The sequence below is a fragment of the Streptomyces sp. NPDC046335 genome (genome assembly GCF_055587985.1).
Genome location: NZ_JBVJFF010000004.1, coordinates 100093 through 111513, shown reverse-complemented (window position 1 = coordinate 111513; position 11421 = coordinate 100093). Strand labels below are relative to the sequence as shown.

Here is an 11421-nt window from a genome sequence, read left to right as displayed (position 1 = left end):
GAGAGGTTGCCGCCGTCTTCGCCGCCGTCCCTCTAGCATCGGAAAACAGAGACAGAAAAACTTCCCGCGAGGTGTAGAGAACGCGCCGCCCGCTCCGACGTCCCCGGTGAAAGTCGCCCACGAGGGGTGACGGCGCGAACCGAGGAGACACGTCATGAAGTATCTGGTCATGGTCCAGGGTTCCCAGGCCGACTACGACAGCATGTCGGGCAAGGCCTCCGAGACGAGCCCGGCCTGGAGCGAGAAGGAACTCCAGGCGATGTACGCCTTCATGAGCACCCTCAACGACGACCTCGCCGAGTCCGGTGAGCTCATCGACGGACAGGGCCTCACCGAACCCGCGCAGACCCGCTTCGTCAGCGCGGGCAAGGACGGCCGCCCGGTGATCACGGACGGCCCCTACGGCGAGACGAAGGAAGTGCTCGCCGGGTACTGGCTGCTCGAGTGCGAGAGCCTGGAGCGGGTCACCGAGATCGCCGTGCGCATCACGCAGTGCCCCGGCCCCGAGGGGGTCGTCGACCCGCCCGTGGTGATCAGGCCCGTGCAGGGAGCGGGAGGCGGGTGCTGAGACGCACCACAGGGACCGAGGACCTGCTGCGCCGCCACGCGCCGCAGGTTCTCGGCGCGCTCGTACGCCGGTACGGGCACTTCGCCACCGCCGAGGACGCCGTGCAGGAGGCGCTGCTCGCCGCGGCCCGCCAGTGGCCGGACGAGGGCGTGCCCGACAATCCGCGCGGCTGGCTGATCAGGGTGGCCTCGCGCCGCCTCGTCGACCAGCTCCGCGCGGACGAGGCGCGGCGGCGGCGCGAGGAGGACGCGGCCCTGCTGACGCCGCGCGACGCCTTCACCGCTCCCCCGCCGGGCGAGAGCCGCGCCCCCTCGGACGACGACACCCTCACGCTGCTGTTCCTCTGCTGCCACCCCGCGCTCACCCCGGCCGCGCAGGTCGCCCTGACGCTGCGCGCCGTCGGCGGTCTGACCACGGCGGAGATCGCCCGCGCCCATCTGGTGCCGGAGGCGACGATGGCGCAGCGGATCAGCAGGGCGAAGGGGAGGATCAAGGGGGTCCCGTTCCGGCAGCCGGTCCCCGCCGACCGCGACGCGCGGCTCGCCGTGGTCCTCCAAGTGCTGTATCTGATCTTCAACGAGGGATACACCGCGACGTCCGGCAACGCCCTGCACCGCGCGGACCTGGCCCGCGAGGCGATCCGGCTGACGCGCGCCGTGCGCCGCCTGCTGCCCGCGGAGGGCGCCGTGACGGGGCTGCTCGCGCTGATGCTGCTCACCGAGGCGCGTACCGCCGCGCGGACCGGGCCGCACGGCGAGCTGATCCCGCTCGACGAGCAGGACCGCGGCCGCTGGGACCGGCAGGCGATCGCCGAGGGCACGGCACTGGTGGAGGAGGCGCTGTCGCAAGGGCCGCCGGGCGCCTACCAGTTGCAGGCGGCCATCGCCGCCCTGCACGACGAGGCGGAGCGTGCCGAGGACACCGACTGGCCCCAGATCCTCGCCCTGTACGACGTTCTCGTACGCCGTGTCGCCGAGCCCATGGCCGGGCTCGGGCGGGCCGTGGCGTACGCGATGGTGCACGGGCCGCGGGCCGGGCTCGGCGAACTGGCCGCGCTTGAGGAGCAGTTGGGCGGCCACTACCGCCTAGAAGCCGTCCGCGCCCACCTCCTGGAGAGGGCGGGCGATCACCAAGGGGCCATCACCGCCTACCGTGCGGCGGCCAAAGGCACCCTCAGCCGCCCCGAGGCCCACTACCTCCAGACGCGGGCCGCCAGGCTGCTGCCCTGAGCCGGTACCTGGCCGAGCGGGTCGCAGTGCTCCGCCACGGTGTCGCCGAAGGCGCGGCCGCGCGATGCCGCGCACGGGCTCGCCGAGGGCGATCCAGGCCGGGTCGAGGCCGCCGCGGCGAGGATTGACTTGGGTTTTCCCCTGACTGAAGATCGTCACAGGTCCGGGCGGCCACCCGGCGACGGGCGTCGACCCGGGGCCCGAGGCTCGGGAGAACCGGACCGAGGGCCGGGCGAAAGGTGATGTGTGGAAGCGCTCGAATTGGTGGCGGTCGGAGCCGCCGGGGTCGCGGCCGGCGGGATCAACGCGGTGGTCGGCTCCGGCACCCTGATCACCTTCCCGACCCTGCTGGCCTTCGGCTGTCCGCCGGTGCTCGCCAACGTGTCGAACAACCTGGGCCTCGTGCCGGGCACCCTCAGCGCCGCGTACGGCTACCGGCGCGAGATGAAGGGGCAGGCCCGGCGCCTCGTACGGTTCGGCGCGGCCTCGCTCATCGGCGGCCTCATCGGCGCGCTGCTCCTGCTGAAGCTGCCCGCCGACGCCTTCCAGGCGGTGGTGCCGGTGCTGATCCTGACCGCCTGCGTCCTGGTGGTGCTCCAGCCGTGGCTGAACCGGCGGCTGAAGGAGCGGGGCAGCGACGGCAAGCGGGACGGCGGCATACCGATGTGGTGCGGCGTCCTCGCCACCGGCGTGTACGGGGGCTACTTCGGGGCGGCCCAGGGAGTGCTGCTCATGGGCCTCTTCGGCGCCTTCATCCTGGACGACCTCCAGCGCCTGAACGCCGCCAAGAACGTGCTCGCCTCCCTCGTGAACGGCGTCGCCGCCGTCGTCTTCATCTTCGCGGCGGACATCGACTGGACGCTCGCCGGGATCATCGCGGCGGGGTCCACGGTCGGCGGCCTCGTGGGGGCGCGCTTCGGCCGCCGCCTGCCGCCGGTCGCGATGCGCGGCTTCATCGTCGTCGTCGGCGTCACGGCGTCGTCGATCATGCTCGCGCAGTAGGCGTCATGCCCTGTCGCACAGCCGCGGGCATCCCGTCGCACAGCCCCGGGCACCCCGCCCCGCGGCCACGGGCATGCCCCCGCGCCAGGGCACTCTCCGGATGGTTTACCATTGAACATGAAGAGGCCCCGACCGAGATTCCCCCGTCCGGTCGGGGCCACTTCTCGTTTTTTCACGCCTTCGGGGACGAATATGCCAACCCCGCCGCGCCACCTGGGCCCGGGCGGCATCATGCGCCCATGGACGGTGCCATGCCTGTGCAGGTCTTGTTGACGCCCGAGGAGTACGCAGGGGTCCTGCGGCACGCGGACCGGCTCGGGGTGCCGGTCGCGGAGTACATACGCCGCGCGGTGACCGTCCCGGCCGAGGAGCCGCCGGGGCCGTGCCAGGCGGCGGACGCCCGGCGCGGGGCGCCCGTGCCGCCGGTCAAGCGAAGGCTCGGAGCCGACGGCACGCCCGCCATCCGGCGCTTCCTCGACACGCTCGCCGCGTGCGCCGAGCCCAAGGAGTGAGCCCCTCAGCGATCCACCGGATCGCCGGCAGAGCGCAGTAGCTCCTCCGCGTCCCGCCCCGCCCGCTCGATCGCGCCGGGAAAGACGCGCAGGCCGCTCGCGACGAGGGCGCCCTCGTGCAGCAGCATCAGCGTCCTGCCCAGCCGCTCGGCCTCGCGCGGGGCGAACTCCCGCACCAGGCCCGTGAAGAGGCCGAGCATCCACGCCTTCTGGCCGGTGATGATCGCGTACGCGGGGTGTGCGGGATCGCTGATCTCGGCGTGGGCGTTGACCATGCCGCACCCCTTGGCCATGTGGTCCACCGCCCAGTCGCGCGAGGCGCCGAAGACGGCGAGGACCTTGTCGCGGGGCGTCGGCGCCGCGTCCAGGTATCCGGCGAGGAAGGCCCGCCAGCGCTCGTCGCGGCCGGCGAGGTACTCGACGACGATCTGCTCCTTGGACCCGAACCGGTCGTAGAGCGTCTTCTTGGTCACTCCGGCCTCGGCGGCGATCAGGTCCACGCCGACGGCATGGATGCCGCGCTCGTAGAAGAGCCGCCCCGCGGCGTCGAGGGCGCGGCGTGCCGCCGGGGTCATGGGGACGCGGTGGGCGCCGCCCTTGCTCTCGCCGTCGTATCCGCGGCCCGCTTCGTCAGTCACACCCCCATAGTAGACCGATCGGTTTACGGCGTGCGTATACTCGGCCGCAAGCACGGTATACAGATCGGTTTACTCCAGATCGGATTACTCGGTCTCCGACGAAGAGGAGCACCCCATGAACATCCTGCTGTCGACCGCGTTCGTGCTGACCTGGAGCTCCGGGTTCATCGGGGCCAAGCTCGGCGCGGGCAGCGCGTCCGCCGTGACCGTGCTGATGTGGCGCTTCCTGCCGCTGGCCGTCGTCCTCGGGCTCGTCGCCGTGACGCTGACGCGGGCGGCCTGGCGGGGGCTGTCGGCGCGTGACGTCGGACGGCAGGCCCTCGTGGGCGCGCTGTCGCAGAGCGGCTATCTCCTGACCGTTTACTACGCCATCCAGCTCGGCGTCTCCAGCGGCACCACCGCGCTGATCGACGGGACCCAGCCGCTCGTCGCGGGGGCGCTGGCCGGGCCGCTGCTCGGGCAGTTCGTCACCCGCACCCAGTGGCTCGGCCTCGGTCTCGGCGTGACCGGCGTCGCGATCGTGACGACGGCCGACTTCGCGGGCGGCGGCGACACCGCGTGGTGGGCCTATCTCGTGCCGTTCCTCGGCATGTTCTCGCTGGTGGCGGCGACGTTCCTGGACCGGCGCGCACCCCGCCCCGTGCGCCCGGCGGTGTCGATGACCGTGCACTGCGTCACCAGTGCCGTCATCTTCACCGCACTCGCCCTGGCGGCGCGGGCCGCGACACCGCCGGCCGAGATGTCCTTCTGGGTGGCGATCGCCTGGCTCGTGACGCTCTCCACCTTCGGCGGGTACGGCCTGTACTGGCTGATCCTGCGGCGCTCCGGCGTCACCCAGGTCAACACGCTGATGTTCCTCATGGCACCGGTGACGGCCCTGTGGGGCGCCCTCATGTTCGGCGAACCCTTCGGGGCGCAGACAGCGGTCGGCCTGGCCGTCGGACTCTGCGCCGTGCTCGTCGTGCGGCGCGGCACTGCGGCCTCACGTACGGGTACGGATTCACGTAACGCTTCGGTGGCGGACGAGTCCGTCATCCGGGGGTCAGGAACGCCTGCACCCCGGGTGCGTAGCGGTCGGTGATGTCGGCGATCGCCGCCTCGCGCAGGCGGGGGCCGCGGGCGATGCCGTACATCACGCCCAGACCGATCAGCATGCTCACGGCCAGCTCGGCCCGCAGCCCGGCGTCCGCGCCCGTCAGGCGCTCGCCGAGCCGCTCGACCACCTGGGCGCGGAAGTTGGCGCGCAGGATGTCGCCCTGCTCCCCGTGCAGCGGGGCGAAGACGATGCGCAGGATGGGGTCGGCGCCGCGCTCGGCCTGGCCGGTCAGCAGGTGGCGGACCATGTGGCGGCCCAGGTCGGCGAGCGGTGCGTCGAGGAAGGCAAGGGCGTCCGACTCGAAGGACATGACGTGCGAGAACAGGGCGTCCTTGTTGCCGAAGTACTTCAGGATCAGCGGGGCGCTCACCCCGGCCCGTTCCGCCACCGCCTTGAGGGTGATGTCACCGTGCGCGTGCCGGGCGAGCAGATACCTGACGGCGCGGATGATGGCTGCCTTGGACAGCTCGGCGTCCCTTCTCCCCGCGGTCACGCTCACGTTCCCTCCAGGGCCGTCTCCTGGGCGGGCCCGCCGCTTCCGGTGGGCGCCCGCGCCTCTTCGGGGGCCGACTCAGAGGGTATGGCCAGCGCCACGGCACACGCGACGAGCGCGACCGCGCCCGCCACGGCGAACGCGAGCCGGTAGCCGCCGAGAGCGGGAACGCGCATCCCGTCCACCGCCGTGGTGTGCCTGACGAGCACGGCGGCGACGGCCGCGCTGCACAGGCTCTGGCCGATGGTCCGCATCAGGACGTTCACCCCGTTCGCGGAGCCGGTCTGCTCGATCGGCACGGCCCGCAGAATGAGGGTGGGCAGCGCCGAGTACGCGAAAGTGGTCCCCGTCGACACGACGGCGGCGCCCAGCACGATCACCCACAACTCCGTGCTGTCGACGATGCGTACGACATACCCCAGAGCCATGACCACCGCCCCGACGGCGAGGGTGACCCGGGGGCCGCGGGCAGTGGAGATGCGGGCCGATACCGGTGAGAGAGCGAGCATGATCACGCCGTTGGGCAGCAGGCAGAGGCCGGTCGCGACGATCGAGAGCTCCAGGCCGTAGCCGCTGGCGGCGGGCGCCTGCACAAGCTGGGCGGTCACCAGGGAGTTGGCGTAGAAGGCGAACCCGGCGAGCAGCGCGGCCACGTGCGGCAGCGCCACGCGCCGCCCGGCGGCCAGGCGCAGATCGACCAGCGGCTTGTCCGTGCGCAGTTGCGTCCACCACCACACCGTCAGGATGACGAAGGCCCCCGCGAGCAGCGCGAGGACCGGTGCGCTCCCCCACCCCCACTGGCCGCCCTGCGACACGGCGAGCAGCAGACAGACCAGGCCGGCCGCGAGCCCCAGCGCACCCCGGATGTCGAACCGCCCCGGCGAGCGCACCGGCGACTCCCGTACGGTCCACCAGGCGAGCCCGAGGCCGATTGCGCCCAGGGCGGCCGTCGCCCAGAACATGGCGTGCCAGTCCGCGTACTGGACGATGAGCGCGGCCAGTGGAAGCCCGAGCGCGGCGCCGATGCCCACGGTGGAGCTCATCAGGGCGACGGCGGAACCGGTGCGCTGCGGCGGCAGTTCGTCGCGGAGGATGCTGATGGACAGCGGGACCACCGCGGCGGCGGCTCCCTGTAACGCTCGGGCTGCGATGAGCAGCCGGATGTCGGAGGTGAGCGCGCACAGCACGGAACCGGCGGTCATCAGCCCGAGGGCGAGCAGGAGCACACGGCGTTTGCCGTACATGTCACCGGCGCGGCCGAGCACGGGCGTGAGGACCGCGCCCGCCAGGAGCGTCTCGGTGACCAGCCAGGAGACGGCGCCCGGCGAACTGCCGGTCAGCCGCGGCAGATCGGGCAGGAGCGGGACGACGACCGTCTGCGTGACGGCCATGAGGATCCCGCCGAAGGCGAGGACGGGGACGGCGAGACGGGCGCGTAACCCACGCACATCGCCGGATATCGGGACGGGTTCGGATATCGGGACGGGTTCCATCTGAACTCCCCGCGGATTGAGGTGAATCCGAATTCACCATATCGAGTGAATGGGAATTCACCAGAGGGCCCATGGCCCCGTCCGGCGGCATGTGCCGGGCGCGCATGCCGCCACCGGGGCCGAACGCTCCGCACCCGGCAGGAGAGCTGGTTTCGAACAGCTTCGGTCATACTGCCGCGCATGAAACGACTCCGCATCGGCCTGGTCGGCACCGGCCCCTGGGCCACCGCCACGCACGCCCCCGCTCTCGCCATACATCCGGACATCGACTTCAGCGGCGTATGGGGCCGCAGGACCGAGGCGGCGGCCACGCTCGCCGCCGCGCACGGCACGGCCGTCCACGAGGAAGTCGACGAGCTGTTCGCGGCCAGTGACGCCGTGGCGTTCGCCGTGCCGCCGGACGTCCAGGCCCCGCTCGCGGCGCGGGCCGCCGCCGCGGGCTGCCATCTGCTCCTCGACAAGCCGGTGGCCACGACGCCCGAGGTCGCGCGTCAGCTCGCGCGGGCCGTTGAGCGTGCCGGAGTGGCGTCCGTGGTCTTCTTCACGCTGCGCTTCGCCGCCGTGACCTCGGCCTGGCTCGACGAACAGCGCGCCACGGGCGGCTGGTTCACCGGCCGCGCCGACTGGTACGGCTCCTTCTACACACCCGAGGGCGAGGCGGCGTTCTCCTCCCCGTGGCGGGAGAGCCGGGGCGGCCTGTGGGACGTGGGTCCGCACGCGTTGTCGATGCTGCTGCCGGTCCTCGGCGACGTGAGCGAGGTGACGGCGGCCCGCGGTCCCGGCGACACGGTGCACCTGATCCTGCGGCACACGAGCGGCGCGTCAAGCACGGCGGCGCTCAGCCTGACGGCACCGGAGAAGGCCGCGGGCCTCGCGGTGGAACTGCGCGGTGAGCACGGTGTCGCCGTGCTGCCGGCGCGGGAGAAGTCGCACGACGCCATCGGCACGGCGATCGGCGAACTGGTCTCGGCCGTGCGCACCGGCACGGCCCATCCGTGCGACGTCCGGTTCGGACTGCGCGTCACGGAAATCCTGGCGCGGGCGGAGGAACGGATCGCTTCCGCGTGAGGGAACGCTGTATGCGGAAGTCCGCTTGAGGGACTCCACGTCAGGGAACGGGACACCCGCGGGCGGTCGGTACCGTGGCCGCTACGTAATGGCGAGTGACGGCACCGACCGCAGCCGGTGGACCCATGGGGCCGGTCCGGGAAGAACCTTGTGCGGTTCCCCGCTTGCCCTGTTTCCGCTCACATGGATCGGAATACGAACAACCGTTCCGCACACTTCCCGCATCGACCCGGTAGGCCTCAGGGGTACCCGATGCCGGGGAATTTCAGCCATTCTCCGACTCCCCGGACAAGACACCCCACTGTTGTGCCCACGCACTCGCCGACGATCAAAGCTGCAGGTCGGCGAGGTCGCGCCCACCATGATGCCGCAGCGGCTGATCGTTTTCTTCGGGCAATGTTTACTCCCAAAGAAGTTGCGAATATTTAGACTGCTGATGCTCCAACTCGGCGTGTACAAGAGGGATTACCCACCATGAACAAGACGGCGCTCCGCGCTCTGCTCCGCGAACGACGCGCCCTCATCGCCCCCGAATCGCATGGTTTCTCCCGCCCCAGCGGTCAGGGCCGACGCGCGCCCGGTCTTTCACAGCATCAGGTCGACCAGTTGCTGCACCGCACGTTCGGGACATATCACCGTCTCGAATCCGGCAACTACCCCAACGCGCCCACCACGCTCCTCCGCGACGTGGCACGCCTCTTCGGCCTCAACGAGCAGGAGTGGGTGTCCCTCAACCGCTACGCACTCCTACAGGACCCGCCGGGCCCGTTGCACCTCTCGTCCGGCAAAGAGGTTCCCGGGGTATGGCAGGAAGCGGTGGACGGCATCTCCCACATGGCCTACGTCACCGACGCGTCCTGGGACATGCTCGCCTTCAACGAACCGCTGGCCGCGATGTTCCCCGACGGAAACGTTCCGGCGAACGTGATGCGCTGGATGGTCCTCGACCCCGATGGCCGCCGGGCCCTCATGGACTGGCAATCCACGTGGGCGCCGATGGTGCTCCCCCAGCTCCGGGCCGCGCTCGCCTCAAGGCCCGACGACGACACGCTCCTCCAGATCGAGAAGGAGGTCCTCGCGGAGCCCGAGACAGCGGCCCTGTACCGCACGGGCGTCTCCTACCCCCACCCTGACGGCGACGAGCGCCCCCTGCTCCACCCGGAGCTGGGCGCCGGCTGGGTCACGATGTGCACGGCCCAGCCCATGACCGCGCCCGGCGCCCGTCTGATGATCCTCGTGTTCCGCCCCGGAGAGCTCCGCTCCCACCAACGGGCGCCCATGCTGCGGGCCCTCTGAATACCCACCACCTTCCCGGGAATCCTCACCCACGTGGGAAGACGCGTTCGTGACGGTGAAGTACGTTGTGCCGCACCCGAACGTCCTTACGCCCCGTGGGAGTCGCCTCGTGCCCGCTTACGTCTCAAGACCTCAGACCGTCGTCGGTGATCACAAGGTCACCACGTCGGAGATAGTCGACGACATACGCGCCCATCACGCCGACCACCCCCGGCTCCGGGCGATCACCCGCGTCATCGAGAACTGCGGTGTACGCACCCGGAACTTCACCCGTCCCCTCAGCGCTCCCACCGTCTCGGGCACGGCCGACATCGGCGAACGCGCCCGTGCCGCTTTCGCCGATGCTCTCGACATGTCCGAACGCGCCGCCGAAGCGGCCCTCAGCACCGCAGGTCTGGCGGCGCACGACATCGACGCGATCGTCACCACGCACAGCACGGGCTGGTCCGTCCCCAACCTCGACGTCCACCTCATCGCCCGGCTCGGTCTGCGGCCGACGGTCCGCCGCATCGCGCTGACCACGCTGGCCTGCCCCGGCGGCACCCACTGCCTGATGCGTGCCGCCGACCTGGTCGCCGCCCGTCCCGGCAGCAAGGTCCTCGTGGTCGCCGCGGAGGTCATCTCCAGCGTCTACCACCACTCCGACACGGGCATCGAGTCGATGATCTACAAGGCGCTCTTCGGGGACTCCGCCGCCGCCGCGGTCGTCAGCGACAGCCCGCTGGGTCCGGGGCTCGCGATCGAGGACTCCTTCGAGTACGTGCTGCCGGACAGCGTCGACCGGCAGCGGGGCCGGATCTCCCCCGACGGGTTCCACTTCGACTCGACCAAGAAGGCCCTGACCGCGGCCGACGACGTGCTGCCCGCGCTCACCGACTGGGTCGGCGCGGAACAGATGGACTTCGCCGCCATCCACCCGGGCAGTCTGCGCATCATCGCCGACACCGCCGCCGCACTCGGGCTCGACGCCCACGCGGCACGGCACTCCACGGACACCCTGACCGACGAGGGCAACCTCGGCGGGGTCAGCGTCCTGCGCGTCATCGAGCGGACGCACTCGGTGCCGCCCGCCGCGGGCTCACGCGGCATCGTCGTGGCGTTCGGCCCCGGCTTCTCCGCCGCGGCGCTCCGCTGCCACTGGCACGCCTGAGCCCGGTCCGACGGCCGATAATCGTTTGCCGCCCGGCGGCTCCCCTGCTGGAGTGACCCCCATGGACCACGCAGCGGCGCTCGCCGCCTACGACCGGCAGATCAGGCGTGACGCGCGGAGCGAGAGTCCGGGGGCGCGGGTGGAGCGGGGCGGTGGTGTCGTCCGGCAGACCGGCTCGGAGCACGACTGGAACGGCGTCCTGTGGTCGGACGTGGACGCGGAGACGGCCGACGCCGTGATCGCGGAGCAGGTGCGCCACTTCACCGCCGCGGGCCGCGAGTTCGAGTGGAAGCTGCACTCGTACGACCGCCCGGACGACCTCGCCCGGCGCCTCCTCGCGGCCGGATTCGTGGCCGAGCCCGTGGAGACCGTGATGGTCGCCGAGGCCGACCGCCTGCCCGCGGGGCCGGAACTGCCCGACGGCGTGCGGCTGGTAGAGGTGACGGACGAGGCGGGCGCCCGGCTCATGTCGCAGGCGCACCTCGCGGCGTTCGGCGCCGCCGACGCGGCCCTGAGCGAACAGCTCGGCAGGCGGGTCCTCGCCCAGCTCGCGGAGGCCCCGGACGAGATCGTCGCGGTGGTCGCCATGGCCGGCGACCGGCCGGTCTGCGGCGCCCGCGCCGAGTTCCGTCCCGGCACCGACTTCGCGGGCCTCTGGGGCGGCGGCACCGCTCCCGATTGGCGCGGCAAGGGCATCTACCGCGCGACGGTGGCCCACCGCGCCCGCATCGCCGCCGAGCGCGGCTACCGCTATCTCCAGGTCGACGCCTCCGACGACAGCCGCCCGATCCTGGACCGGCTCGGCTTCGCCACCCTCTGCACGACGACCCCGTACGTCCACAAGCCCTGAGGCGGGCCGGACTCAGCCGAGCAGCT

Annotated in this window: 12 protein-coding genes; 9 read left to right on the top strand and 3 right to left on the bottom strand. The window is 71.8% G+C overall.

The window, feature by feature from the left end:
* The first annotated feature begins 154 nt into the window (after positions 1–154).
* The 4 genes from ACZ6JY_RS09980 (at position 155) to ACZ6JY_RS09965 (ending at position 3311) form a co-directional block, all read left to right on the top strand.
* Positions 155–568 (top strand): YciI family protein, encoded by a 414-nt coding sequence (locus tag ACZ6JY_RS09980; RefSeq protein ID WP_469194124.1) that lies wholly within the window; start codon positions 155–157, stop codon positions 566–568.
* Entirely contained in the window at positions 562–1797 is a 1236-nt protein-coding gene (locus ACZ6JY_RS09975) for an RNA polymerase sigma factor (protein ID WP_469194122.1), read from the top strand. Before ACZ6JY_RS09980 ends, ACZ6JY_RS09975 begins: the two co-directional genes overlap by 7 nt.
* A 246-nt stretch (positions 1798–2043) precedes the next feature.
* Positions 2044–2799 carry a sulfite exporter TauE/SafE family protein gene (locus tag ACZ6JY_RS09970; RefSeq protein WP_469194121.1) on the top strand — a complete coding sequence of 252 codons (756 nt, stop codon included), beginning with the start codon at positions 2044–2046 and terminating at the stop codon, positions 2797–2799.
* A 251-nt stretch (positions 2800–3050) separates the two neighbouring features.
* Positions 3051–3311 (top strand): hypothetical protein, encoded by a 261-nt coding sequence (locus ACZ6JY_RS09965; RefSeq protein ID WP_469194119.1) that lies wholly within the window; start codon positions 3051–3053, stop codon positions 3309–3311.
* 5 nt (positions 3312–3316) lie between these two features.
* On the opposite strand, the gene ACZ6JY_RS09960 is transcribed toward ACZ6JY_RS09965, so the two are convergent.
* Positions 3317–3886: a TetR/AcrR family transcriptional regulator gene (locus tag ACZ6JY_RS09960; RefSeq protein ID WP_469195002.1), complete on the bottom strand. Its 570-nt coding sequence runs from the start codon at positions 3884–3886 to the stop codon at positions 3317–3319.
* A 178-nt stretch (positions 3887–4064) separates the two neighbouring features.
* Between ACZ6JY_RS09960 and ACZ6JY_RS09955 the strand changes: the two genes are divergently transcribed.
* On the top strand, positions 4065–5030 hold the full coding sequence (locus ACZ6JY_RS09955) for a DMT family transporter (protein ID WP_469194117.1): 966 nt from the start codon (positions 4065–4067) through the stop codon (positions 5028–5030).
* On the opposite strand, the gene ACZ6JY_RS09950 is transcribed toward ACZ6JY_RS09955, so the two are convergent.
* Together ACZ6JY_RS09950 and ACZ6JY_RS09945 are read right to left on the bottom strand one after the other, a co-directional pair.
* The gene (locus ACZ6JY_RS09950) at positions 4981–5538 is read right to left on the bottom strand and encodes a TetR/AcrR family transcriptional regulator (protein ID WP_469194115.1); all 558 of its coding nucleotides are present in this window, start codon (positions 5536–5538) and stop codon (positions 4981–4983) included. The genes ACZ6JY_RS09955 and ACZ6JY_RS09950 overlap by 50 nt on opposite strands.
* A 2-nt stretch (positions 5539–5540) precedes the next feature.
* Positions 5541–7031, bottom strand: coding sequence for an MFS transporter (locus ACZ6JY_RS09945; RefSeq protein WP_469194113.1), 1491 nt, complete (start codon positions 7029–7031; stop codon positions 5541–5543).
* Between the two features lie 180 nt (positions 7032–7211).
* Here ACZ6JY_RS09945 and ACZ6JY_RS09940 point away from each other — a divergent pair, with 180 nt between their 5' ends.
* The 4 genes from ACZ6JY_RS09940 (at position 7212) to ACZ6JY_RS09925 (ending at position 11395) form a co-directional block, all read left to right on the top strand.
* Positions 7212–8099, top strand: coding sequence for a Gfo/Idh/MocA family protein (locus ACZ6JY_RS09940; protein ID WP_469194111.1), 888 nt, complete (start codon positions 7212–7214; stop codon positions 8097–8099).
* Positions 8100–8573: 474 nt separating this feature from the next.
* The gene (locus tag ACZ6JY_RS09935; protein WP_469194109.1) at positions 8574–9395 is read left to right on the top strand and encodes an MmyB family transcriptional regulator; all 822 of its coding nucleotides are present in this window, start codon (positions 8574–8576) and stop codon (positions 9393–9395) included.
* 109 nt (positions 9396–9504) lie between these two features.
* Complete coding sequence (locus ACZ6JY_RS09930; RefSeq protein WP_469194107.1) at positions 9505–10545, top strand: PhlD; 1041 nt, start codon at positions 9505–9507, stop codon at positions 10543–10545.
* 61 nt (positions 10546–10606) lie between these two features.
* Positions 10607–11395, top strand: coding sequence for a GNAT family N-acetyltransferase (locus ACZ6JY_RS09925; RefSeq protein WP_469194105.1), 789 nt, complete (start codon positions 10607–10609; stop codon positions 11393–11395).
* Positions 11396–11421: the final 26 nt, after the last annotated feature.

Excerpts from the sequence above, each read along its gene's own strand:
- ACZ6JY_RS09960 (WP_469195002.1), bottom strand. The coding sequence starts at position 3,886 with ATGACCCCGGCGGCACGCCGCGCCCTCGACGCCGCGGGGCGGCTCTTC.
- ACZ6JY_RS09965 (WP_469194119.1), top strand. The coding sequence starts at position 3,051 with ATGCCTGTGCAGGTCTTGTTGACGCCCGAGGAGTACGCAGGGGTCCTG.
- ACZ6JY_RS09940 (WP_469194111.1), top strand. The coding sequence starts at position 7,212 with ATGAAACGACTCCGCATCGGCCTGGTCGGCACCGGCCCCTGGGCCACC.
- ACZ6JY_RS09935 (WP_469194109.1), top strand. The coding sequence starts at position 8,574 with ATGAACAAGACGGCGCTCCGCGCTCTGCTCCGCGAACGACGCGCCCTC.
- ACZ6JY_RS09945 (WP_469194113.1), bottom strand. The coding sequence starts at position 7,031 with ATGGAACCCGTCCCGATATCCGAACCCGTCCCGATATCCGGCGATGTG.
- ACZ6JY_RS09925 (WP_469194105.1), top strand. The coding sequence starts at position 10,607 with ATGGACCACGCAGCGGCGCTCGCCGCCTACGACCGGCAGATCAGGCGT.
- ACZ6JY_RS09980 (WP_469194124.1), top strand. The coding sequence starts at position 155 with ATGAAGTATCTGGTCATGGTCCAGGGTTCCCAGGCCGACTACGACAGC.
- ACZ6JY_RS09955 (WP_469194117.1), top strand. The coding sequence starts at position 4,065 with ATGAACATCCTGCTGTCGACCGCGTTCGTGCTGACCTGGAGCTCCGGG.